This is a genomic window from Pseudomonas sp. ChxA (assembly GCF_030263855.1).
GTDB classification, from domain to species: domain Bacteria; phylum Pseudomonadota; class Gammaproteobacteria; order Pseudomonadales; family Pseudomonadaceae; genus Aquipseudomonas; species Aquipseudomonas fluorescens_CB.
In genome coordinates this window covers 2,105,914-2,131,121 of record NZ_JARPMK010000001.1, presented here as the reverse complement: position 1 = coordinate 2,131,121, position 25,208 = coordinate 2,105,914, and the positions used below count along the sequence as shown (strand labels likewise).

General features: G+C 62.8%; 11 protein-coding genes. 7 read left to right on the top strand and 4 right to left on the bottom strand.

Going from position 1 to position 25,208, the window contains the following annotated elements; genetic code table 11:
- Positions 1-89: 89 nt before the first annotated feature.
- The 3 genes from dsbD to dsbG are packed head-to-tail and all read left to right on the top strand — an operon-like array spanning position 90 to position 3,405.
- Positions 90-1,817 carry a protein-disulfide reductase DsbD gene (gene dsbD, locus P5706_RS09470; RefSeq protein ID WP_285679073.1) on the top strand — a complete coding sequence of 576 codons (1,728 nt, stop codon included), beginning with the start codon at positions 90-92 and terminating at the stop codon, positions 1,815-1,817.
- Positions 1,817-2,668 (top strand): TlpA disulfide reductase family protein, encoded by an 852-nt coding sequence (locus P5706_RS09465; RefSeq protein WP_285679072.1) that lies wholly within the window; start codon positions 1,817-1,819, stop codon positions 2,666-2,668. Before dsbD ends, P5706_RS09465 begins: the two co-directional genes overlap by 1 nt.
- Positions 2,644-3,405: a thiol:disulfide interchange protein DsbG gene (gene dsbG / locus P5706_RS09460; RefSeq protein ID WP_099487224.1), complete on the top strand. Its 762-nt coding sequence runs from the start codon at positions 2,644-2,646 to the stop codon at positions 3,403-3,405. The genes P5706_RS09465 and dsbG overlap by 25 nt, the downstream gene beginning before the upstream one ends.
- Before the next feature lie 992 nt (positions 3,406-4,397).
- On the opposite strand, the gene P5706_RS09455 is transcribed toward dsbG, so the two are convergent.
- Complete coding sequence (locus tag P5706_RS09455) at positions 4,398-17,288, bottom strand: non-ribosomal peptide synthetase (RefSeq protein WP_285679071.1); 12,891 nt, start codon at positions 17,286-17,288, stop codon at positions 4,398-4,400.
- 51 nt (positions 17,289-17,339) lie between these two features.
- Positions 17,340-18,101 (bottom strand): thioesterase II family protein, encoded by a 762-nt coding sequence (locus P5706_RS09450; protein ID WP_285679070.1) that lies wholly within the window; start codon positions 18,099-18,101, stop codon positions 17,340-17,342.
- Between the two features lie 300 nt (positions 18,102-18,401).
- Between P5706_RS09450 and P5706_RS09445 the strand changes: the two genes are divergently transcribed.
- The gene (locus tag P5706_RS09445; RefSeq protein ID WP_005789991.1) at positions 18,402-18,953 is read left to right on the top strand and encodes an RNA polymerase factor sigma-70; all 552 of its coding nucleotides are present in this window, start codon (positions 18,402-18,404) and stop codon (positions 18,951-18,953) included.
- Between the two features lie 260 nt (positions 18,954-19,213).
- Here P5706_RS09445 and P5706_RS09440 read toward each other — a convergent pair whose 3' ends face one another.
- On the bottom strand, positions 19,214-20,002 hold the full coding sequence (locus P5706_RS09440) for a substrate-binding periplasmic protein (RefSeq protein WP_200434045.1): 789 nt from the start codon (positions 20,000-20,002) through the stop codon (positions 19,214-19,216).
- 93 nt (positions 20,003-20,095) lie between these two features.
- On the bottom strand, positions 20,096-20,719 hold the full coding sequence (locus P5706_RS09435) for a TetR/AcrR family transcriptional regulator (RefSeq protein ID WP_017134980.1): 624 nt from the start codon (positions 20,717-20,719) through the stop codon (positions 20,096-20,098).
- Between the two features lie 153 nt (positions 20,720-20,872).
- Between P5706_RS09435 and P5706_RS09430 the strand changes: the two genes are divergently transcribed.
- From P5706_RS09430 to atuC, 3 genes are read left to right on the top strand one after another with little or no spacing between them, the layout of a single operon-like run.
- Positions 20,873-22,651, top strand: a complete 1,779-nt coding sequence (locus P5706_RS09430) for an acyclic terpene utilization AtuA family protein (RefSeq protein ID WP_285679069.1) — start codon at positions 20,873-20,875, stop codon at positions 22,649-22,651.
- A gap of 12 nt (positions 22,652-22,663) precedes the next feature.
- Positions 22,664-23,536 (top strand): SDR family oxidoreductase, encoded by an 873-nt coding sequence (locus tag P5706_RS09425; protein WP_285679067.1) that lies wholly within the window; start codon positions 22,664-22,666, stop codon positions 23,534-23,536.
- Between the two features lie 3 nt (positions 23,537-23,539).
- Positions 23,540-25,153: a geranyl-CoA carboxylase subunit beta gene (atuC, locus tag P5706_RS09420; protein WP_285679066.1), complete on the top strand. Its 1,614-nt coding sequence runs from the start codon at positions 23,540-23,542 to the stop codon at positions 25,151-25,153.
- Positions 25,154-25,208: the final 55 nt, after the last annotated feature.

Below are 25,208 nucleotides of genomic sequence, written 5' to 3'. Positions count from 1 at the left end.
AGGCTCAGTTTAGAATAGCGCCCGGTTAATCATCGGTTAATCAACGCCACACATTGTGTGCCTAACTTGCATCAAACTAAGGCTTGACCATGCGGTATCTGTTTACCTTTCTGCTGGTGTTATTCGCAGGGTTCGCCCAGGCCGCGCCGGGCAATCCATTCGAGAGCAAACCCGACTTCCTGCCGGTGGGCAAAGCGTTCACCTTTACCTCCGAGCGTCTTGAAAGCGGCGAAACCCAGTTGTATTGGCAGATTGCCGACGGATATTACCTTTATCAGCAGCGCATGAAGTTCGACGGTCTGGCTGAAAAGCCCGTGCTGCCGCAGGGCGAAGCCCATAGCGATGAGTTCTTCGGCGAGCAGCAAGTGTACCGCCAGGGCCTGGAAGTGAAGATCCCGGCCGGCGCCACCGGCCAGCTTAAGCTCGGCTGGCAGGGCTGCGCCGATGCCGGCCTGTGCTACCCGCCGCAGTCGATCACCGTGGACCTGGGCGGCAACCCGGCCGTAGCGGCGACCGCACAAGCCCAGGACCAAAGCCTGGCCAGCGGCCTGCAACAGCGCAGCCTGGGTTGGAGCCTGCTGGTGTTCTTCGGCCTGGGCCTGCTGCTGGCATTTGCCCCGTGCTCGCTGCCGATGCTGCCGATCCTCGCGGGCTTGGTGGTCGGCAGCGGCGCCAGCCCCCGTCGCGGCTTTGCCCTGGCCAGCAGCTACGTGGTGTGCATGGCGCTGGTGTATGCGGCGCTCGGCGTACTGGCCGCGCTGCTGGGCGGCAACCTTGCCGCCCTCCTGCAAACGCCGTGGATCCTTGGCAGCTTCGCCGCGCTGTTTGTGATCCTGGCCCTGCCGATGTTCGGCTTCTTTGAACTGCAACTGCCGGCCTTCCTGCGTGATCGACTGGACAACGTCAGCCGTCAGCAAAGCGGCGGCAGCCTGGTCGGCGCCGGTATTCTCGGTGCGCTGTCCGGCCTGTTGGTCGGCCCGTGCATGACCGCGCCACTGGCGGGTGCCCTGCTGTACATCGCCCAGAGCGGCAACGCGCTGCACGGCGGCCTGATCCTGTTCGCCATGGGCATCGGCATCGGTATTCCGCTGTTGCTGCTGGTGACCGTAGGCAACCGTTTCCTGCCCAAGCCAGGCACTTGGATGAACGTGCTCAAGGGCGTCTTCGGCTTCCTGTTCCTCGGCACTGCCGTGCTGATGATCCGCCCGGTGGTCGGCGAAAGCCTGTGGCTCGGCCTGTGGGGCGCCTTGGCGCTGGTGATGGCCTACTGCGGCTGGACACTTGCCCGCGAATACGGGCTGGCGGCCAAGGTATTCGGCGCCGGCTCCCTGGTGCTGGGCCTGTGGGGCGCGCTGTTGGTAGTCGGCGCGGCCGGTGGCAGTGACGACCTGTGGCAACCGTTGAAGGTTTACAGCGGCTCCAAGGTTGGCGCTGCCCCCAGCGCCCACGATGCGTTCATGACCATCAACGACCCGGCCGTGCTGCAAAGCCAGCTCGACAGCGCCAAGGCCCAGGGCCAATGGGTGCTGGTGGACTATTACGCCGACTGGTGTGTGTCGTGCAAGATCATGGAAAAACAAGTTTTCGGCCAACCCCAGGTGATGGACGCGCTTAAAGACGTACGCCTGTTGCGCCTGGACGTCACCGCCGACAACGCCGCCAGCCGCGAGCTGCTCGGGCGTTACAAGGTGCCGGGGCCACCGAGCTTCGTGTGGATCGGCCCGGACGGTGAAGAACGCCGCGCCCAACGCATCACCGGCGAAGTGGATGCCGCCGCCTTCCTGCAACGCTGGACGCAAACCCGAGACGCGCGCTGATGCTGACCCTGACCATCGGTACGTTCGCCATCGCCCTGAATCACATCCTGCTGATCAGCGCACTGATCCTCGCCACGCTGGTGGGCTGGCGCGTGGCCAAGCGCGGCGGTGAAAACCCCGAATCGGTGCTGTTCAGCCTGTTCCTGCTGGGCATGCTGGTGGCACGCTTAAGCTTTGTACTGATGTACTGGAGCGACTACAGCCACGACCCACTGCAGATGGTCGACCTGCGCGACGGCGGCTTCCTGCCCTGGCCCGGCGTGATTGCCCTGGTGCTGGGCGCAGTGTTCTTCGGCTGGCGCCGCCCGGCCATGCGCACACCGCTGAGTGCCGGGGTCGTCACCGGGCTGGTGTTCTGGGGCCTGACCAGCGTGTCCCTGAGCCTCTACGACAAGGGCTCGCAACTGCCGGACATCACCTTGCGCAATGCCAATGGCGACGTGGTGCAACTGGCCGACTACAAAGGCGGCCCGCTGGTGATTAACCTCTGGGCCACTTGGTGCCCGCCGTGCCGCCGTGAAATGCCGGTGCTGGAGCGCGCGCAACATCAACGCCCGGACGTGACCTTCCTGTTCGTCAACCAGGCCGAAAGCATGCAAAGCGTCAGCACCTTTCTCGCCACCCAAGGCCTGACCCTCGACAACGTGCTGTTTGATGCCAGCGGCCGCCTCGGCCAGGCCGTGGGTTCCATGGCCTTGCCGACAACCCTGTTCTACCAAGCCGATGGGCGCCTGATCAACAGCCACCTGGGCGAACTGTCCCAGGCCAGCCTGGCCCGTGCCATGGAACCCTTCGACACTGCCCCTGCTGCCACAAGGAAACCGACATGCCAAGACTCCGCCACCTGCTGACCCTGCTGCCGCTGACACTCGCGGCCACACTGGCCCAGGCCGAAGACTGGCCGGCGCCGATCAAACAGATCGAAGCCAAGGGTGCCAAGATCCTCGGCAAGTTCGACGCGCCCAGCGGCCTCACCGGTTACGCTGCGCAGTACCAGAACCGTGGCATGGCCCTGTACCTGACCGCCGACGGCAAAAGTGTGCTCGCCGGCAATCTGTACGACGCCCAAGGCAATGACCTGAGCAGCGCGCCACTGGAGAAACTGGTGTATGCGCCGATGGCCAAGGAAGTCTGGGCCAAGATGGAACACAGCAACTGGATCCAGGACGGCGACAAAAACGCGCCGCGCATCGTTTACCTGTTCAGCGATCCCAACTGCCCGTACTGCAACATGTTCTGGGAGCAGGCACGCCCGTGGGTCAAGGCCGGCAAGGTGCAACTGCGCCACATCATGGTCGGCATCATTCGCGAAGACAGCCCAGGCAAATCCGCCGCGCTGCTGGCTGCCAAAGACCCGCAAAAAGCCCTGGAAGAACACGAAGCCGCCGGCAAGGGCAGCAAATTGCAGGCGCTGGACAAGATCCCGGCAGATATCGAAGCCAAGCTCGATGCCAACATGAAGTTGATGGAAGAGCTGGAACTGTCGGCGACGCCGGCGATTTTCTATCGGGACGACAAGGGCGGCTTGCAGCAACAGCAAGGCGCGCCTTCGCCGGATAAGTTGGTGAAGATTCTCGGGCCTAAATAAGCGGCGCCAGGGCCGACGCATTCGCGAGCAAGCCCCACCTTTTGAATTGTGAATGCATTCAAGTGTGGGAGCTGGTTGACTGCTGTGGCGGTTTGTCGGTTTGTCGGTGTACATATCCGTTGCTGCGGTAACGGCCGCTTATGGTTCCGCTCTTACAGCGGGTCACTTTTGGCAAACGCCCGGAATGCCGGCCCAGCCAAAAGTAACCAAAAGGTCTGTGCCCCACCACTCGGCACCTCGCTTGGGCTCGGTGTGCCCTCACTCCGGCTTGAATCCGTGGGCCGCCGCGATGGGCCATCCTTGGCCCAGCGCGGCTAACCCGGCGTCCTGCCGGGTTACCCACGGATTCAAGCCTGCGTTCGGCCATCGTGGTTAACGGGGCGTCTCAGATCAAAAACAGATCAAGATCTACAGCACGGCGGCCTGAAAGCCGACCTGAGTGGTTGAAGCAAAAGCCAGATCAAGTGCAAAGCAAAAGCCTCTCTGAATACACTGAAGAGCTGCTTTTCTGTGGGAGCTGGCTTGCCTGCGATGCAGACACCTTGGTACATCAGGTACACCGAGTTGATGCCATCGCAGCGGTGCGACGATTCGACAAGCCAGCTCCCACATTAGACCGAGTATGGCTCTGCTCTTGCTGTTGCTGTTGCTCTGGCCCTTACATCCTTTTCGATGACGAAGTCAGCGGTCTTTTGATCTGCGCTTTTGATCTTGATCTTGATCTGAAATCGCCCCCCCAAATCACTGGCGGATTGCGGGCATGCCGAGCCTAAGCGAGGCACCGAGTGTTGGGGCGAGGACCTCTTGGTTACTTTTGACTGGGCCGGCATTCCGGTCCTTGCAAAAGTGACCCGCTGTAAGAGCGGAACCATAGGCAGCCGTTACCGCAGCAACGGATATGCCCCCCGACGGCCCAGCCCCACCAAGGCTGCCTCAACGTCAGCGTTGTGTAGATACCAATGCTGCGACGAGGCCCGCGCAGTCAGCGAAGATCACAAGCCCTCCAACTCCGCCATCAGATCACTCAACCGATCCACCTTCTCCTCACTGATCTCATTGGCCGCCAGCCCGTCGATGTACTCGGCCAACTCCGCCACCGTGCTGCACTCGAACATCGCCCGCAACGGCACATCCCGTTGCAGGGTGTTCTGCACCCGCGAAGCAATCTGCGTGGCCAGCAATGAATGCCCGCCCAGTTCGAAGAAGTTGTCCTGCACGCCCACCCTTTCGACCTTCAACACTTCAGCCCAAATCGCCGCCAAGGTGGTTTCCAGTTCGTTGCGTGGTGCCAGGTAATCCTGGCTGTTCAATTGGCCAATCTCCAGCACCGGCAGTGCCTTGCGGTCCAGCTTGCCATTGGCGTTCAGCGGCAGGCGGTCGAGCCACAGCCAGTGCAGCGGCACCATGTATTCCGGTAACTCCGCGCGCAGGCGTTGCTTGATGCGGTCCAGGCGCTCGGCTGGGTTCAGCGCTGCATCGGTCGCCACCAGGTAACCCACCAAATGTTTGCCGTTGACGCCTTCCTGCACACCCACCGCCGCATCCCGCACATCCGGCTGTTCATGCAGGCGCGCTTCGATTTCACCCAGTTCGATGCGGTAACCGCGAATCTTCACCTGATGGTCGATACGCCCAACATATTCCAGCACACCATCGCTGCGCCGACGCGCCAGGTCGCCGGTGCGGTACAGCCGCTCGCCCGGCGCGCCAAACGGGTTCGGCACAAACACCTGGGCGGTGCGCAGTGGGTCGCTGACATAACCACGCCCTACGCCCGTGCCTGCCACACACAACTCGCCCACAGCACCTTGCGGCACCAGCTCCAGCGCACCATCGAGCAGGTACAAACGGTTGTTGTCGGTTGGCGTGCCAATCGGTAGATACGTGCCACGGGTCGACGCCAGGTCAACACGGAAGAACGCCACGTCATCCGAACACTCCGCCGGGCCATAAGCATTGACCAAACCAATCTGCGGGTAACGCAGCAACCACTGGTGCGCCAGCTCCGGCGGCATCGCCTCACCCGTCGGCAGCATCCAGCGCAAGCCATCCAGGCTCATGCGCTCTTGGGCCAGCATGCCCTGGATCAGCGACGGTACACTTTCCAGCACGGTGATGCCTTGGGCCTGCACATGCGCCAGCAAACCCTGCGGGTCATGGGCGATGGTGTTCGGCACAATATCCACCCGCGCGCCAAACAGCGGCGCGGCGAGGAACTGCCACACAGAAATATCGAAGCTCTGCGAAGCGGTCTGGGCGATCACATCTGCCTCGCTCAGTTGTAGATACGGCACCTTGCTCAACTGGTTATTGAGCATGCCGCGCTGTTCCACCATCACACCCTTGGGCAAACCTGTGGAGCCGGAGGTGTAGATCACATAGGCGAGGTTATCCGGCGCGCTGTAGATGCCGGGGTTTTCGCCACGGCCGGGCACTTCTTCCCAGACCAGCAACTGGCAGTCGGTACCGTCCAGCAATTCAATCGCCTGCTCGCGGCACGCTTCAGTGCACACCAGCAACGGCGTGCGGCTCAGGTCGATGATGCGGCTCAGGCGCTGGCTTGGCAGGCCTGGGTCCAGCGGCAAGTAACCGGCACCAGCCTTGAAGCTGCCGATGATCATGCCGAGCAAATCCAGGTTGCGCTCGGCCAGCAGCGCCACCGGTTGATCGAGCCCGACACCGGCCTCGATCAGCGCGTAGCCCAGGCCGTTGCTGCGACGGTTCAATTCATCGTAGGTCCATTGCTGGTCGAGGCAACTGGCGGCGATGCGCTGCGGATGTTGCGCCACCTGCACTTCGAACAACTCGATGTAACTGCTTTGCAGCGGGTAGTCATGCTCACTCTGGTTGCAGCCGTCGACCAGGAACGCCCGCTCCTGCGCACCGATCAGCGGCAGGTCGGCCATATCACCATGGAAGCCCTGCACCAACGCCAGCAGCAGGCGCTTGAACTCGCCCAGCATGCCTTGCACGGTGGTTGCATCGAAATAACGCTGGTCGTAGGACAGGTGCAAGCCGAGGTCATCGCCCGGATAACACACGGCCGTCAGCGGGAAGTTAGTGTGGGTGCGGCCGGAGTCCGAGGTGGCACTCAGGCTTTGCGCACGGTCCAGCACCGAGACTTCCACCGGTGCGTTTTCAAATACGAACAGGCTGTCGAACAGCGGCTGGCCTTTAGGCAGTTCGCTGTGTTCCTGGATAGTCACCAGCGGCAGGTATTCGTATTCACGCAGTTGCATATTGGCGTCGAGCAAGTTGCTTAGCCACTGGCGCACGCTGCAAGGCTGGTCGTCTTCCGGCAATTTCACCCGCAGCGCGATGCTGTTGATGAACAGGCCGACGGTGCGTTGCATCTCGGGCATTTCCACTGGGCGCCCGGCCACCGTAACGCCGAACAACACGTCACGATCACCGCTCAAACGCCGCAGCACCAAGGCCCACGCCGCCTGGGCGAAGGTGTTGACGGTGAGTTGATGGGCCTGGGCCAATTCACGCAACTGCGCGCCGTCGCGGGCATCCAGGCGGGTGTAGCAATCGCCCACCACCATACCGCCGCTGTGGCCTGCATGTTCACGCAGGAATGGCCGGTCGCTCGGGATCGGCGTGGTGCGCTCGAACCCTTGCAGGTTCTGTTGCCACCATTGGCGCGCTTCATTCAGGTTCTGGCGTTGCAGCCAGGCGATGTAATCGCGGTAGCGTGGCGGCGTGGCCAGTTGCGCCTCACGGCCCTCACCCAGGGCCATGTAGATGTCGAAGAAGTCATTCATCAGCAACGAACGGCACCAGGCATCGATCAGGATGTGGTGGTTGCTCATCATGAACCAGTAGCGCGCCTCGCCCACGCGGATCAGCCGCAGGCGGAACGGCGCCTGGTTGAGCAAATCAAAACCGGCTTCGCGCTCGGCCTTGAGCAAGGCTTGCAGACGCGTCTCCTGTTCGACTTCGGGCTCATGGTTCCAGTCCAGGTATTCAATCGGCGTGCTGCCCGGCTTGTGGATCACTTGCAGCATGTCCTCGCCGACGTTCCAGCAAAACGACGCACGCAACGCTTCATGGCGGGCGATCACCGCCTGCCAGGCCTGGGCGAAACGCTCGGGGTCCAGAGCGCTGTTGATGCGGTAGCGGTCCTGCATGTAGTAGAGGCCGGTGCCCGGTTCCAGCAAGGTGTGCAGCAGCAGACCTTCCTGCATCGGCGTCAGCGGGTAGACGTCTTCGATGACGTTGGCCGGCACCGGCAGGCTGTCGAGCTGTGCTTGAGTCAGGTGCGCCAGCGGGAAGTCGGACGGTGTGAGGCCACCCGCCTCGTCGTTGAGGCAATGCTCAGTCAGGCTTTGCAGCTCTGCCACATAGGCATCGGCCAGCTCACGGATGGCCTGTTGATTATGCCGCTCACGGCTGAAGGTCCAGCGCAGCACCAATTCGCCGCCGTACACTTGGCTGTCGACACTCAGCTCATTGGGCAGCGGCGCATCCGAGTCGTGGGCCAGGCCAGCCGACTCATCCAGCGGATGAAACAGCGCATCGGCGCCGAAGCTCTGGTCGAACTGGCCGAGGTAGTTGAAGGTGATCTGCGCCGTCGGCAGCGCGGCCATGGCCTGCTTGCACTGATCGTCCGCCAGGTAACGCAGCACGCCATAACCCAGGCCTTTGTGCGGCACGCCGCGCAGTTGTTCCTTGATGGCCTTGATCGAGTCGCCCTGCTCGGCTTGCGGTGTCAGGCGCAGCGGGTAAGCACTGGTGAACCAGCCGACGCTGCGGGTCAGGTCGACTTCATCGAACAGGGTTTCACGGCCATGGCCTTCCAGTTGGATCAAGGTCGAGGAGTGCCCCGTCCAACGGCACAGTACACGAGCCAAAGCCGTCAACAGCAGGTCATTGACTTGGGTGCGATACGCGCTCGGCGCCTGTTGCAGCAACTGCCGCGTGTGTTCGGCGCCCAGGCGCACGCTGACGGTGTCGGCATCGCAATTGCGCAGCGAACCCTGTGGGTGCTCCACCGGCAACGCCACTGCCGGACCGGCCAGTTGCTCTTGCCACAGGCTCAACTCTTCACGCAGGGACTCGCTGCCGGCATAAGCGCGCAAACGCGCAGCCCAATCGCGCAATGCGCTGGTCTTGGCGGGCAGGCTGACGGACTGGCCGTCGCCCAACTGGCGATAAACCGTTTGCAGGTCCTCCAGCAGCACGCGCCACGACACGCCGTCTACCACCAGGTGATGAATCACAATCAACAGGCGTTGCTGGCCCTGCGGGCCGTCCACCAGCAAGGCGCGCAACAGCGGGCCATGCTCAAGGTCGAGGCTGCGTTGAGTGTCACTGAACAGCGCGGCGCAGGCCTGCATATCGCGCACTTGCGCCTGCATCAGCACGCCGCCTTGGGGCACGGCCAGGTGCTCGGCATGCCATTGTGCGTCGCGCGTGGAGAAGCTCAGGCGCAAGGCGTCGTGATGCTCCAGCACCGCCAGCAGTGCTTGCTCCAGGCGATGCGGCTCAAGCAACTGCAGCGGCTTGAGCAGCAATGCCTGGTTCCAGTGCTGACGGTTGGGGATCTCGGTATCAAAGAACCAGTGCTGGATCGGCGTCAGGCCCGAGCTGCCGGTGAGCAGCCCCTGCTCGGCAGTCACCTGTTCGGTACGCGTGGCCACGGCGGCCAGGGTTTGCACGGTCTGGTGCTGGAACAAATCCCGTGGGCTGAAATGAATTCCGGCCTGCCGCGCTCGGCTGACCACCTGGATCGACAGGATCGAGTCACCACCCAGTTCAAAGAAGTTATCGTCCAGGCCGACTTGCTGCACGTTCAACACCGCGCACCAAATGGCCGCCAGGCTTTGCTCCAGCTCATTGCGTGGCGCCACGTAGGTTTGGCGATTGGCCTCAGGATCGGGCTGCGGCAAGGCGCGGCGGTCGAGCTTGCCGTTGGCCGTGAGCGGCATGCTGTCGAGCACGATCAGGTGCGCGGGCACCATATAGTCCGGCAGTTGCGCCTTGAGGTGCGCCTTCAGCGCTTCGCGCAAGTTGGCAGGGTCGGCGTCGCTGACCAGATAGGCCGCCAGCTGTTTACCACTGGCTGAATCCAGCGCCAGCACCACTGCTTCGCGCACGGCTGGGTGCTCCAGCAAGCGCGTTTCGATTTCACCCAGCTCGATGCGGAAACCGCGAATCTTCACTTGATGGTCGATACGGCCCAGGTACTCCACCAAGCCATCGGCGCGTTGGCGCACCAGGTCGCCGGTGCGGTACAAACGGCCGCCATTGGCAGCAAACGGATCAGCGACAAAACGCTCGGCCGTCATGCCCGCACGTTCGTGATAACCCTGGGCCAGACCGGCCCCGCCGACATACAGCTCACCGGTCGCGCCTTGGGGCACCAGCGCCAGGTCGGCGTCGAGAATATAGGCCACGCGAGCACCGATGATGCTGCCGATCGGCACGCTGGCGGCGCCCTCTTCCAACACCTGCGGCGCCAGGCTGGCGAGCGGCATCACCACGGTTTCGGTCGGGCCATAGGCGTTGAAAAACAGCTCGGGCTGGAACGCCGCACGAATCCGCTGCAAGTGCTCGCCGGTCAGCGCCTCGCCGCCGGTGATGCACATGCGCACCGGCAAGGTCTGTTGCTGGGTCGCCAGCCATTGCGCCAATTGGCTGCCGTAGCTGGGGGTAAAGCCAAGGATATTGATGCCATGGGCACGGATCAGCGCGCAGATTTCTTCGGCATCCCACTGGCCTTGGGCGCGCAACACCACCTGCGCACCACTGAGCAGCGGCACCAGCAAACGCTCGGTGGCGGCGTCGAAGTTGATGGAATAAAAGTGCAGCTCGCAATCATCCGCGCGCATGCCAAAGCGCTCGATCACGGCCTGGCAATGCATGGCGATTTCAGCGTGGGACACCACCACGCCTTTGGGTTTACCGGTGGAGCCGGAGGTGTAGATCAGGTACGCCTGATGTTGCGGCAGGCTGATAAAGGGCAGCGCGTCGGCGGGGTAATTGGCCAACACCGGCAAGTCATCTTCCAGGCACCAGCACGCCACGGTAGCAGGCAGTTCGCCAAGGGCTTCGAACATCGCCGCATCACTGAGCAGCAGGCCGATGCCGCTGTCTTCGATCATGTAGTGAAGGCGGTCGAGCGGGTATTCCGGGTCCAGCGGCACATAAGCGCCGCCGGCCTTAAGGATCGCCAGCAGGCCAATGACCATTTCCAGCGAACGCGGCAGCGCCAGGCCGACCCGCACCTGAGGGCCAACGCCGCGCTCACGCAGCATCCACGCCAGGCGGTTGGCGCGCTCGTCCAGTTCGCGATAACTGAGCGTAACCCCGGCAAAGGTCAACGCCGCGGCATCCGGGCGGGCCACTGCTTGTTGGCTGAACAGTGGGTGAATGCACTGATCCAGACGGTGTTCACCCGCCTCGATACCCAGGCTGCTGTGCAATGCGCGCTGCTCAGTGGCGGTCAGCAAAGGCAACTCGCTCAGTCGCTGTTGCGGGTTGGCGATCAACGCCTCCAACAGGTTTTGCCAATGTGCGGCCATCCGCGCAATACGCGGCTCGTCGAACAAGTCGGTGCTGTAGGTCAGGCAGCAACCCAGCCGATGGTCGAGGTCGGTGACTTCCAGGTTGAGGTCGAACTTGGTCGCCCGCGCGTCGTTGACCAGGTATTCGACGCTCATGCCCGCCAGTTGGCGGCTCTGCTGGAACTCCCAGCGCTGCACGTTGCACATCACCTGGAACAGCGGGTTATACGCCGCGCTGCGCGGTGGTTGCAGGGCTTCCACCAGATGATCGAATGGCAGGTCCTGGTGAGACTGGCCTTCGATCACGGTATGGCGCACCTGCTCGAACAACTCGGCCACATTCATCTGCCCATTGAGCTGGCAACGCAGCACCTGGGTGTTGAGGAACGCGCCGATCAGCCCTTCGCTTTCCGGGCGAATACGGTTGGCCACCGGCGCGCCGATGCGCAGGTCGGTCTGGCCGCTGTAGCGGTAGAGCAACACCGCCAGTGTGGCGGTCATGGTCATGAACAACGTCAGGCCGCGTTCGGCGTTAAAGGCGCGCACGCGAGCGGCCAAGTCATCGCTCAGGTCAAAGCGGTACAGCTCGCCCTGATGGCTTTGCACCGGTGGCCGTGGGCGGTCGGCGGGCAGTTCGAGCAAAGGATGCTCATGGCCCAGTTGCGCGGTCCAGTAATCCAGTTGGCGCTGGCGCTCACCGGACTCCAGCCACTGGCGCTGCCACACGCTGTAGTCGAGGTATTGCACCGTCAGCGGCGCCAGCGGCGAGTCACGTTCGTCGATAAACGCCTCGTACAGTGCGCCGAGTTCACGGGCAAAGATGTCCATCGCCCAGCCTTCGGTGACGATATGGTGCAGGGTCAGCACGAAGTAGTGCTCCTGCTCGCCAGCCTTGACCACGCAAGCGCGCAACAGCGGCCCGGTTTCCAGGTTGAACGGCGTGTGCGCTTCCTGATCGGCAAAATCTTGCAGGCGCTGCTGACGCTCAACCTCGGTGAGCGCGGAGAAATCCTGCCAATCCATGCGTAAGCCGGTTTGCGCCGCGACCTTCTGATACGCCACGCCATCGACGCTCGGGAAGGTGGTGCGCAGGGTTTCGTGGCGCATGATCAGTGCCTGCAAGGCCGCCTCAAAACGCCCCACGTCCAGCACGCCGCGCAGGCGTGCCATGCCGCCGACGTTGTAGGCCGGGCTGTCGGGTTCCATCTGCCACAGGAACCACATGCGCTGTTGGGAATAGGACAGCGGCACCGGCGCGCTGCGGTCGACTCTGGCGATTGCGGTTTGCTGATTGCGTTGGCCCGAAGCCTGGATCGCAGCCACTTGCTCGGCAAACGCACCCAGCTCGCTGGCTTCGAACAAGGTGCGCAATGGCAACTCGACGTCGCAGGCCTGGCGGGTGCGGGAGATGATTTGCGTGGCCAGCAACGAGTGGCCACCGAGGGCAAAAAAGTCGTCGCGCAGGCCGATACGTGGCAAGCCCAGCACTTCGCGCCAGATCGCGGCAATCTGTTGCTGCAGCGGCGTTGCAGGCTCGATGTGTTCACGGGTTTGCCATACCGGTTCGGGCAAGGCGCGGCGGTCGAGTTTGCCGCTGGGGCTCAGGGGCATGGCGTCCAGACGCATCAGCAAGGCGGGCACCATGTACTCCGGCAGCTCAGCGGCCAGGGCAGCTTTTACGTCCTGCTCGGCAAGCTCCATCTGCGCGGTGTAGTAGCCGATCAACTGCGCATCACGCACCAGCACTACGGCTTGGGCGATGCCATCGAGGGCCAACAGGCGTGCCTCGATTTCTTCCGGCTCCACACGGAACCCACGCAGTTTGACCTGCTGATCAAGGCGGCCGAGGTATTCGAGTACACCCTCGGCGCCCCAACGCACGCGGTCACCGGTGCGGTACAGGCGTGTGCCGGGTGCGCCCAACGGGTCAGCCACAAAGCGTTCGGCGGTCAGCCCGGCGCGGCCCAGGTAACCGCGCGCCAGGCCGATGCCGCCGATGCACAGTTCGCCCGGCACACCGGCCGGCAACGGGTTGAGTTGCTCATCCAGCACGCGGCAGATCACATTGCCCAGTGGCCGGCCGATGGGCGAGCGCTCGCCATCCGCAACCTGGCAATGCCAGTGGGTCACGTTGATCGCGGTTTCAGTCGGGCCATATCGGTTGTGCAGTTGCACCGCCGGCAGCTGCGCCAATACGCGGTTGCGCAGTTCGGCAGGCAAGGCTTCGCCGCCGGAGAACAGACGACGCAGGCTGGTGCACTCAGCCACCAACGGCTCATCGATAAACAGCTGCAACAGCGGCGGCACAAAGTGCAGCGTAGTCACGCCATGCTCCTGTACGAGTTGCGCAATGCGGTGCGGGTCGCGATGTTCGCCAGGGCCGGCCAGCACCAGGCGGCAGCCGGTGATCAGCGGCCAGAAGCACTCCCACACCGACACGTCAAAACTGATGGGTGCCTTTTGCATCAGCACATCGGTGTCGTTCAACGGGTAAGTGGCCTGCATCCACTGCAAGCGCTCGGCCAGGGCCGCATGGGTATTGCCCACGCCTTTGGGCTGGCCGGTGGAGCCGGAGGTGTAGATCACGTAAGCGAGGTTGTCGCCATTCAAGTGCAGGCCCGGCGCCTGGGTCGGCCAGCTGTCCAGGTGCAGGCTGTCCATGGCGATCACGCACACGCCCTCGGTGGCCGGCAGCAGTTCAAGCAGTGCGGTTTGGGTCAGCAACAGGTGTACGCCGCTGTCCTTGAGCATGTAGGCCAGGCGTTCGGCGGGGTAATCCGGGTCGAGCGGCACATAGGCGCCACCGGCCTTGATGATTGCCAACAGGCCAATCAGCAGCTGCGGCGAACGCTCGGCGGCGATGGCCACGCACACATCCGGGCCGACGCCTTTGTCGCGCAGGTAGTGAGCCAGGCGGTTGGCCTGGGTGTGCAGTTGGGCGAAGGTCAGGCTGCCGCCTTGCCAGACCAGCGCGGTGTGGTCCGAAGTCTGTTGGCCGAGCAATTCGGGCAGCCACTGCTGGGCCGGGGCACACGGGGCTTCGCTCCAGGGTTGCTGCTCGTCTGCGTGCATCAGCTTGAGGTCGCCGATGGCGTGCTGCGGCTGCTCGCACACCGCTTGCAGCAGGCTGACAAAATGCTCAGCCAGACGCTGGATGGTCGTGCTGTCGAACAGCTCATCGGCGTAGTCGAACGCCAGGCTCAAGCGCCCGTTGCGGTCTTCTTCAGTGTGCAGTTGCAGGTCGAACTTGGCTTCGCGGCTATGCCATGGCAGCTCATCGGCAAGCATGCCCGGCAAGCGGCGCAAGGCGCTCAGGTCGCGTTGCTGGTGGTTGAACATGACCTGGAACAGGCCTTGTTCGCGCGCTTGGGGGAACGCTTCCAGCAGTTGTTCGAAGGGCAGGTCCTGGTGGGCCTGGGCACCCAGTGCAGCCTGGCGCGTGGCAGCCAACAGCTGATTGAATGGCAGGCGCCCGTCCAGCTCAACGCGCAACACCAAGGTGTTGATGAAGAAGCCAATCAGGCCTTGGGTTTCCTGGCGCGGGCGGTTGGCGTTGGGCACGCCGATGCGAATATCGCGCTGGCCGCTGTAGCGGTAGAGCAGGCTCTGGAACGCCGCCAGCAACAACATGAACGGTGTGGAATCGTGAGCTTGCGCGGCCTGGCGAATGGCTTCGCTGAGCGTCGCGTTCAAGCGCACGCTATGGCGCGAGGCACTGTGGGAATGCTGCGCAGAGCGTGGATGGTCGGTGGCCAGGCTCAGAGCCGGGTGCTCATCACCCAATTGCGCCTTCCAATACGCCAATTGCCGCTGGCCTTCGCCTTCGGCCAGCCATTGGTGCTGCCAACTGCCGTAATCGGCGTATTGCAGGGCCAGTGGTGGCAGCTCCAGGGTTTGGCCTTGGGTTGCGGCGGCATACAGACGCGAGAATTCGTCGAGCAGAATGTTCAGCGACCAACCGTCGGCGATGATGTGATGCAAGGTCACCAGCAGTTGGTGATCTTCATCGTCCAGGCGCACCAGCGTCACCCACAGCAACGGGCCTTTTTCCAGGTCGAACTGGGTGCGCGCATCGTCTTCACGGATCTGCTGCGCGCGGGCTTCGCGTTCGGCAGTTGGCAGGTCGCTGAGGTCGATCACTTGCAGCTCGAAACCGGTGTTGACATCGACGCGCTGGAAGGCTTGGCCATCGCGCTCATAGAAGCGTGTGCGCAAGGCTTCGTGGCGCTGGATCAACTGCTGGAAGCTCGTGCGCACCGCATCTTCGTCCAGCTCGCCGCGCAACCGCAGGGCGCCGGGGATGGTGTAGGCGCTGCTGTGCGGGTCCAGTTGCCAGGTGATCCACAGGCGGTTCTGTGCCAGGGATTGCGGCAGGTCGTCCTGGCGTGACAAGGCCTGGATCGCGCCTTGGGCAATGCCGCCGTCTTGCTGCAACTGCGCCACATTGGCGGCGAACGCCGAGAGCGTCGGCGCTTCGAACAGCAGGCGCAGGTTCAGCTCCAGGCCCAGGGTTTCACGCAGGCGCGCGACCACCTGGGTGGCGGTGATGGAATTACCGCCAAGCAGGAAGAAGTGATCATCGGCGGCCACCGTTGCAACCTGCAACTGCTCGCACCAGATCGCTGCAATCTGCTTTTGCAGCTCGGACTCAAGCAGCGTGTCACTGGCCTGGGCTTGCAGATTCGGGAACTGCGCATAGCTGTCGAGGCTGCCATCGGCATGACGCAGCGCGCACGCCGAACGCTGCACCTTGCCGCTGGAGGTCTTGGGCAAGCCGCCGGGGTTGAGCAACACCACCACGCTCGGGGCTTCTTGATAAGCCTCGGCCACCGCTTGGCGAATCGCCTTGATCAAGGCCTCGGGCGGCAGGATTTTTTGCACGCTGCGGCTGATTTCTGCGGCAATGCCAATGCATTCCAGGCCCTGGTCCTGCACGGCAAAGACGGCGACACGGCCCTTGCGCACCACTTCGACTTCGCGCTCGACGGTCTGCTCGATGTCTTGGGGATACAGGTTGTGGCCGCGCACGATCAGCAGGTCTTTGAGGCGACCGGTAATGTACACCTCGCCGTCACGGATAAAGCCCAGGTCGCCGGTGCGCAGCCAGGTCCGATCTGCGTGTTGTACAAAGGTCTTGGCGCTGGCCTCGGGGTTGCGCCAGTAGCCGTGGGCAATGCTCGGGCCGGCGGCCCAGAGTTCGCCGACACGGTTGTCGGGCAGTTCGGTGAGGGTGTGCGGATCGGCGATCAGCACCGCGTGTTCCGGCTGGCTCGTGCCGCAACTCATGATCGCGCTGCCCTGCCCCGGTTCGGCACGGTTGGCGGCCAGTGCCTGCTCATCCACACGCAACGCGGGGATGCCTTGACCACGGGTGCCACCGGCGACAAACAAAGTCGCCTCGGCCAGCCCGTAGGAGGCGAAGAAATTATTCGGGGTGAAACCACAGACGGCAAACTTCTCGGCGAAGCGCTCCAGGGTGTCGAGGCGGATTGGCTCGGAGCCCGAATACGCCACGCGCCACCGGCTCAAGTCCAGGCGTTCCAGCGCAGTTTCACTGACCCGCTCACTGCACAGCCGATAGGCGAAATCCGGCCCGCCGCTGATGGTGCCGCTGTATTCGCTGATCGCTTCCAGCCAGCGCAATGGCCGGCCGAGGAAGTACGCCGGCGACATCAGCACACACGGCACGCCACTGAAGATCGGCTGCAGCAAACCGCCGATCAGGCCCATGTCGTGGTACAGCGGCAGCCAGCTGACGATCACGTCATCCGGGTTCAGATCAATGCCGAAGCCGCGACGGATCAGCACTTCGTTGGCCACCAAGTTGCCGTGGCTGACTTGCACGCCCTTGGGTAGCGCGGTGGAACCTGAGGTGTATTGCAGGAAGGCGATATCGTCCGCTTGCAGCTCGGGCTCGACCCAATGGTTGGCAGGCTGCAGGGTATCGACGCTCAACACCGGTGGTGCGTTTTCGATCTGCGCCAGGCCGTCCTCCAGGCTGGCGATGGTCAACAGCAAGCGCGGCTCGGCATCGCTGATGATCGACAGCAGGCGCTCCTGATGATGGCGCTTGGTCGACTCCGGCGGATAGGCCGGCACCGCGATAACCCCGGCGTACAGGCAACCAAAGAACGCCGCGACGTAATCCGGGCCGCTGGGGAACAACAGCACCGCGCGGTCGCCCAACGCCGCATTGGCCTGCAAAGCGGCGGCAATGGTGCGGGCGCGCTGGTCGAGGTCGCGGTAACTGAGCACAACGCTGTCGGCGGCGGATTCGGCAAGGAAGCGCAGGGCCACCTGGTCCGGAGTCTGCGCGGCGCGGCGTTGGAGGGACTGGACCAGGGTGCGGGGAAGTTCGAAGGCGTCCATCATGGGGTTCCTGCCTGAAATCGGCTTACGGGAAAATCGGGAATTAGGGCCGTGCTAAACGGCAGCCAGTTGGCGCGCCACATCGTTGCGCCAGCGGGCCAGGTGCTCGTCGGCATAGCGACGCAGGCAGCGCAGCACCGCGCTTTCGTGCTGCACGAGGAAGAAGTGGTGGCCGTCGAACATGTCCAGGGAAAAGCCGCTGGCGGCATCCAGCTGCCAGTCGAGCAACTGGTCGGCGCGCACACTGTCCTGCTTGCCGCCAAACACATGGATCGGCATGCCCAGTGGCGCGCGCTCGCCATAGGTGAAGCTGCCGCACAGCAGGAAGTCGGCGCGCAGAATCGGCAGCATCAACTGCATCAACTCCGGGTTGGCCAGCGCCTCTTCGGTGGTGCCCTGCAGTTCGCGCAGGCGGGCGATCAGTTGTTCATCGGTCTTTTCGATGGCGTATTCGCTCACATCGCGGCGCGCCGGGCCGGCCGTACCGGAGGCAAATAACGCCAGCGGCGCGGGCAGATTCCGTGCCTTCAGGGCATGCGCCAGTTCAAATGCCAGCAGGCCGCCCAGGCTGTGGCCGAACAGTGCATAGGGAGCATTAAGGCCGCCCAGGTCACGCCCGATCTCGTCGGCAAGCTGCGCCGCCAAGGCTTTGATATCGCGCTGCAACGGCTCATCCATGCGCATGCCGCGACCCGGCAATTCCAGCGGGTACACCTGCAACCACTCAGGCAGCGCCCGGCGCCAGCGTGCATAGACCATCGCGCTGGCACCCGAATAGGGCAGGCAGAACAGGCGCAATCGCGTGGAAACACTCATTGATTGAGGTCTCCAAACTGAAACACGCTGCCTGCACGATAAAAACCCATTTCGCCCTCCTGCGGGTGCTGATCCTTGGCCGTTTGCTAACGGACCTGTCACCCAGAAGAACGGACGGCCCCGACAAATAATTAGTCGCCGGGGGCGAGCGAGACGTAGTTCACAGCGACCAAGAAAGCATAAGATTAGTTCGTCTTCTCATTTGACAATCATTATCATTCAGCATAATTTGTTGCCCGATGTGTAGGAGGCCTCAGCAAGGACGCCCTCCCCTAACTCTTTCGCGACAAGGTGATTTCCATGACGGAACAAGTATCCACAGGCAGGTGTGATTCACCCCTTTTGCAGGCATTCGTCGACAATCGACTTATTTTGGTAAAGATCGCCGCCCGTATTACCGGCTGCCGCTCGCGTGCCGAGGACGTTGTGCAGGACGCCTACTTCCGACTGCAATCGGCGCCGACCATCACCTCGTCGTTCAAGGCTCAACTGAGTTATCTGTTCCAGATCGTGCGCAACCTGGCGATCGATCACTACCGCAAGCAGGCCCTGGAGCTCAAATATTCGGGGACGGAAGAGGAAGGCTTGAATGTGGTCATTCACGGCGCTTCACCGGAAACCTCGCATATCAACTTCAACACCCTGGAAAACATCGCCGACGCCCTGACGGAGCTGCCCCAGCGCACCCGCTACGCGTTCGAGATGTACCGCCTGCACGGCGTGCCGCAAAAGGACATCGCCAAGGAGTTAGGCGTCTCCCCAACCCTGGTGAACTTCATGATTCGCGACGCGCTGGTGCATTGCCGCAAGGTGTCGGGCAGCCATAGCGATACGTTTGCACGCAGGGTGTAAAGCTGTAGGGATATGTGGCCACCTGGCTTGTTGTGGCGAGCAAACTTGTTGTGGCGAGCAGGCTTATTGTGGCGAGCAGGCTTGCCCTGCGTTGGGCTGCGAAGCGGCCCTAAAACCGGACATTCGGTCCTAATTGGAAGAACGCGGTGGCCTTATTGGGGCCGCTTCGCGCCCCAGCGCAGGACAAGCCTGCTCGCCACAACAAGCCAAGTGGCCACAACAAGCCTGCTTGCCACAACAAACCTGCTCAACGCAGATAATCAGGGCACCGGCATCACATCAATGCGATACGGCTCGAAGATCTTCAACATCTCCCCGCTCTCACGCAGGTGCTTGAGCAGCTCGGCAAACGCCGCGCCGGTGATCGGCGCTTTGGGCCGTACCAGCGCGTAGTGGTGATACACCTGGTCAATCCGCTCCGAGACCAGAAATTGCCCGGCCATGTCAGCATTACGCACCATGAAATCGCTCAGGAACGAACGCGTGACCAGCGCAATATCGGCACGCCCGCGCGCCACCATCAGCAGGTTGCTGTCATGGGAGTAGGTCAACGTGGCGTTGAAGTGTTCGGCCATGTTCTTGGGGTCGGGGTTGAAGCCGGCAAAAGCGTAGTGATAACCGCTGAATACCGCCAGGCGCTTACCGGCGAGGTCGGTGAAATAGCTTTGGTCGCGGCCGGGCTCACGCTGGGCGACGAATATTTCTGCATCTTCCAGGCCCATGTCCACGCTGGTGTGGGGAATATTCTGCCAACCCCAGTCGGGGTTCTCGAAGATCGCCATATCGACCCGGCCTTGCTCAAAATCGCGAAAACGCCGCGGAATCGAGGTAGGCACCAGCACAAACACGTAGTCGCCTTGTGAAGCATTCAGGGCTTCCACCAGTTGCGGCAACAAACCGGTGTCGGCGCCCTGCTCTGGCCGAACGGTGTAGGGCGGGAAGTGCGCGGCGCCGATCCTGACCAATTGCGCGGCCGACGCCGGCAGCCACCACGCGGTGCCCAGTGCCCATATAGTCAGTCCTGCAGCCAGCCGCCATGGCGAAAACATTGAGGCACACACCGTTTAACACTCTGATGGCAATAAGCTAGGCGTTTTTGTCAGGTGAGACAACTTTCCATCGGCAAATTAATAGCTTGCGCCTCAATCGGCTTTAAGCACCATCAACAGCGCTTCCTCGGCGAGCTGCTCAAGGGTCAGGCTGCCTTCGGCGCGAAACCAGGTGGTGGTCCAGGACAAAGCGCCAGTCAGGAAGCGCCGGGTAATAAACACATCGCCCCGGATGTAACCCGCCGCCTTGGCCTCGCCCAACACCTGCAACCAGATGTCCTCATACACATCGCGCAGCGCCAGCACCTGGGCCTGGCCCTCGGCCGACAGTGAACGCCATTCGTAGACCAGCACCGCCATGGCCTCGCCACTGCCGCCCATGATCGACTGCAACTCGCAGCGGATCAGCGCCAGCACGCGCTCACGCACGTTGCTGGCCTCTTCAAGTGATGCGCGCATCATCGCGGTGTTGTAGTGAATGGTTTCCTCCATCACCGCACGCAGGATCTCGTCCTTGCTCTTGAAGTGATGAAAGATACTGCCGGACTGAATGCCCACGGCACTGGCCAGGTCACGCACGGTGGTGCGCTCGAAACCCTTGTTGCGAAACAGGTGAGCCGCGGTTTGCAGCAACTTGCCACGGGCACTGTCGGGGTCGGTCAACTGGCCGCCGTCGACCATGGTGCGCATCACCCGCAGGGCTTTTTGCTCATCCATGCTGCTCTCCTTGATCTCTACTGACGTCTTGGGCGGCAATTTAGGCCGTGGCCGCCAGCCAAGCAAGCGCTTGGGCAAAACTTATCTCAACCGTTTACAAACCAAGCGCTTGCTTGGTAGTCTCGACGCCAGCCATTCGAGGAAGGATTTCTCATGAGCAAGACGGTTCGTATCGGCTGCGCCAGCGCCTTCTGGGGCGACACCTGCACGGCTGCCGCCCAATTGGTGCACGGCGGCGCCCTGGATTACCTGGTGTTTGACTACCTGGCGGAAGTCACGATGTCGATTCTTGCCGGTGCGCGGATGAAAGATCCCCAGGCCGGTTACGCCACGGATTTCGTCGAGGTGCTCACGCCGTTGCTGGGCGATATCCAGCGCCAGGGCATCCGCGTGATCAGCAACGCCGGCGGCATCCACCCGCACGCCTGCGCCGCCGCCCTGCAAGCGGCCTGCGACAAGGCCAGTGTGCCGCTGAAAATCGCCGTGCTGCTGGGCGACGACCTGCAACCTCAACTCAAGCAACTACAAGGCGTGCGCGATATGTTCCACGGTGCGCCCCTGCCGCCGGTGTGCGTCTCGGCCAACGCCTACCTCGGCGCACCCGGCATTGTCCAGGCACTGGCGCTGGGCGCCGATATTGTGATTACCGGGCGCGTGGTCGACAGCGCCGTGGTCAGCGCCGCGTTGGTGCATGAATTCAACTGGTCGTGGCAGGACTACGACCGCCTCGCTCAAGCTGCGCTCGCCGGGCATATCATCGAATGCGGCGCGCAGTGCAGTGGCGGTAACTTCACCGATTGGCGCGATGTACCGGACTACGAGCACATCGGCTTTCCCATCGTCGAGGTCAGCGCCGACGGCCAATTCAGCGTGAATAAAGTCGCCGGCACCGGCGGGCTGATCAGCGAACTCAGCGTGGCCGAACAGTTGCTGTATGAAATCGGCGACCCGCGCGCTTATTTACTGCCCGATGTGATCTGCGATTTCAGCCAGGTCAACCTGCAGCAGCACGGCCTAAACTGCGTGCGCCTGCACGGCGCCAAAGGTTTGCAGCCCACCGACCAGTACAAGGTCAGCGCCACTTACCCCGACGGTTTCCGCTGCACCGCCAGTTGCCTGATCGCCGGTATCGACGCGGTGGCCAAAGCCGAGCGAGTCAGCCAGGCGATCATCAACAAGACCTCGGAGCTGTTCAGCCAACGTGGCTGGGCGCCTTTCACCGAGGTCAATATCGAACTGCTTGGCAGCGAAGCCACCTACGGCGCCCACGCCCAGCGCCAGGATTGCCGCGAGGTGGTGGTGAAATTGGCGGTACGCCATCCGAGCAAACAGGCCTTGGTGCTGTTCGCCCGCGAGATCGCCCAGGCGGCGACCGGCATGGCACCCGGTTTGACCGGCATTGTCGGCGGGCGACCGACGGTGTACCCGCTGATTCGGCTGTTTTCATTCCTGATCGACAAATCATCCTGTACACCACTGGTCGACTTCCAAGGCGTGTGTCACGCCGTTGCGTTGCCTTCATCAGCCCCGATGCGCACACCCGACGCGCCGATTGATCCACCCAAACCCGAAGGCCGTGCCGACGCCAGTGTGCCCTTGGTGAAACTGGCCGTGGCGCGCTCTGGCGACAAGGGCAACCACAGCAATATTGGGGTGATCGCCCGCCAGCCCGAGTACCTGTCATGGATCGCCGAAGCACTCACGCCGGAGGTGATCGTCGACTGGATGAGCCATGTGCTCGACCCACTTCACGGCCGTGTCGAGCGCTGGTACTTGCCCGGCAGCCACAGCTTGAATTTCCTGCTGGAAAACGCCTTGGGCGGCGGCGGCATCGCCAGCCTGCGCATCGACCCGCAAGGCAAGGCCTTCGCCCAGCAGTTACTGGAAATCCCCATCGCCGTGCCGCAACACATCGCCGATCAACTCTCCTAAAGGACCGTCGCCATGGCCTTCGACTCGATCTTCAAAGCCGACCTGTTCCAGGGGCACACCGTGATTGTGACCGGCGGCGGCAGTGGCATTGGTCGCTGCACCGCCCATGAACTGGCGGCCCTTGGCGCCAGCGTGATACTGGTGGGGCGCAAGCCGCAAAAACTGCAAACCGTGGCAACGGAAATCGCCGAAGACGGCGGCACTGCACACTGGCAAGCCTGTGATATTCGCGATGAAGAGGCCGTGAAAGCATTGGTCACGCAGATCATCCGCGAGCACGGGCCGATCCATGGGTTGGTGAACAACGCCGGCGGCCAATACCCATCGCCACTGGCGTCGATCAATCAAAAAGGCTTTGAAACCGTGCTGCGCACCAACCTGGTCGGCGGTTTCCTGATGGCCCGTGAAGTGTTCAACCAGTCGATGAGCAAACACGGCGGCGCCATCGTCAACATGCTCGCCGACATGTGGGGCGGCATGCCCGGCATGGGCCACTCGGGTGCCGCACGCTCAGGCATGGACAACTTTACCAAGACCGCCGCTTTCGAATGGGGTTACGCCGGTGTACGCGTCAACGCCGTGGCGCCGGGCTGGATTGCGTCCAGCGGCATGGACACCTACGAAGGCGCGTTCAAGGCAGTGATCCCCACCCTGCGTGAGCACGTGCCGCTCAAGCGCATCGGCACCGAATCGGAAGTCAGCGCGGCCATCGTGTTTTTGCTCAGCCCCGCCGCCGCGTTTATCAGCGGTAGTACCTTGCGCATCGACGGCGCCGCCAGCCTGGGCAGCCGCGCCTGGCCGCTGCACAAGGCGCAGCCGCCGAGCGAGCCGTTCAACGGTTTCCACCGCGCGTATTTGCCCGATGTGCTGAAGACGGAGCAATAAACCATGCCGGTGATTGAAAGCCTGATCGACGCCCACAGCCCACAGTTCGCGCAGAACCGCGCGGCGATGCTGGCCGCCATCGCGCAATTGCAGCAGTTGGAGCAGGCCCTGCTGAACAAGGCGCAGGAAGCCAAACCCAAGTTCGACAAACGCGGCCAACTGTTGCCCCGCGAGCGCCTCAACCTGCTGCTGGACCCCGGCGCGCCGTTTCTGGAATTGGCCAGCCTGGCCGGCTACAAACTCCACGATGACAAAGACGGCAGCGCGGCCGGTGGCGGCTTGATTGCCGGTATCGGCTACGTCAGCGGCGTGCGCATGCTGGTGGTGGCCAACAACAGCGCGATCAAGGGCGGCACCATTTCGCCGTCCGGCCTGAAAAAGTCCCTGCGCCTGCAACAGATCGCCATGGAAAACAAACTGCCGGTGGTGACCCTGGCCGAAAGCGGCGGTGCCAACCTCAATTACGCAGCGGAGATTTTCGTCGAAGGCGCACGCAGCTTTGCCAACCAGGCACGCATGTCGGCCATGGGCTTGCCGCAGATCACCGTGGTACACGGCTCGGCCACGGCGGGCGGCGCGTATCAACCGGGGCTGTCGGATTACGTGGTGGTGGTGCGCGGCAAGGCCAAGCTGTTTTTGGCCGGGCCGCCGCTGCTCAAGGCCGCCACCGGCGAAGTGGCTACCGATGAGGAATTGGGCGGCGCCGAGATGCACGCGCAAACCGCCGGCACGGCCGAGTACCTGGCAGAAAACGATGCCGACGGCGTGCGCATCGTGCGCGAAATCGTCAGCCTGCTGCCTTGGGATGATCGCCTGTCACCCGCTCCACAACGAGCTTACAAGGAGCCGCTGTATCCTATCGACGAGTTGTTGGGGTTGATCCCAAGTGACCCGAAAAAACCCTACGACGTGCGCGAAATTCTCGCACGCCTGGCCGACGGCTCGCACTTTCTGGAGTTCAAAGGCGAGTTCGACGCCCACACCGTCTGCGGCCACTTGCATATCCAGGGCCGCGCCGTCGGTGTGATCGGCAACAACGGCCCCATCACCCCCAAGGGCGCGAGCAAGGCGGCGCAATTTATCCAACTGTGCGACCAGAGCCGCACGCCGCTGCTATTCCTGCACAACACCACCGGTTTTATGGTCGGCACCGAGTCGGAGCAACAAGGCGTGATCAAGCACGGCGCGAAGATGATCCAGGCGGTGGCCAATGCACGGGTGCCTAAACTCACGGTAGTGGTCGGCGGCTCATATGGCGCGGGCAACTATGCGATGTGCGGCCGGGGCCTGGACCCACGCTTTATCTTTGCCTGGCCCAACAGCCGCACGGCGGTGATGGGCGGCGCGCAGGCGGGCAAGGTGCTGCGCATCGTGACTGAGGCCAAGCAGTTGAAAGACGGTCTGGTGCCTGACCCCAAGGTGCTGGACATGCTCGAACAGGTCACCGCGCAGAAACTCGACAGCCAGTCCACCGCGCTGTATGGCAGCGCCAACCTGTGGGACGACGGGCTGATAGATCCACGCGATACCCGCACGCTATTAGGGTTCTTGCTGGACATCTGCCATGAGGCCGAGGTGCGCCAACTGCAGCCCAACAGCTTTGGTGTAGCGCGCTGATCGTTCCCACGCTCCGCGTGGTAACGCAGCCAAGGACGCTTCGCGTCCCAACAAG

Coding starts and splice junctions, on each gene's coding strand:
- dsbD (WP_285679073.1), top strand. CDS start 90: ATGCGGTATCTGTTTACCTTTCTGCTGGTGTTATTCGCAGGGTTCGCC.
- P5706_RS09465 (WP_285679072.1), top strand. CDS start 1,817: ATGCTGACCCTGACCATCGGTACGTTCGCCATCGCCCTGAATCACATC.
- dsbG (WP_099487224.1), top strand. CDS start 2,644: ATGCCAAGACTCCGCCACCTGCTGACCCTGCTGCCGCTGACACTCGCG.
- P5706_RS09455 (WP_285679071.1), bottom strand. CDS start 17,288: ATGATGGACGCCTTCGAACTTCCCCGCACCCTGGTCCAGTCCCTCCAA.
- P5706_RS09450 (WP_285679070.1), bottom strand. CDS start 18,101: ATGAGTGTTTCCACGCGATTGCGCCTGTTCTGCCTGCCCTATTCGGGT.
- P5706_RS09445 (WP_005789991.1), top strand. CDS start 18,402: ATGACGGAACAAGTATCCACAGGCAGGTGTGATTCACCCCTTTTGCAG.
- P5706_RS09440 (WP_200434045.1), bottom strand. CDS start 20,002: ATGTTTTCGCCATGGCGGCTGGCTGCAGGACTGACTATATGGGCACTG.
- P5706_RS09435 (WP_017134980.1), bottom strand. CDS start 20,719: ATGGATGAGCAAAAAGCCCTGCGGGTGATGCGCACCATGGTCGACGGC.
- P5706_RS09430 (WP_285679069.1), top strand. CDS start 20,873: ATGAGCAAGACGGTTCGTATCGGCTGCGCCAGCGCCTTCTGGGGCGAC.
- P5706_RS09425 (WP_285679067.1), top strand. CDS start 22,664: ATGGCCTTCGACTCGATCTTCAAAGCCGACCTGTTCCAGGGGCACACC.
- atuC (WP_285679066.1), top strand. CDS start 23,540: ATGCCGGTGATTGAAAGCCTGATCGACGCCCACAGCCCACAGTTCGCG.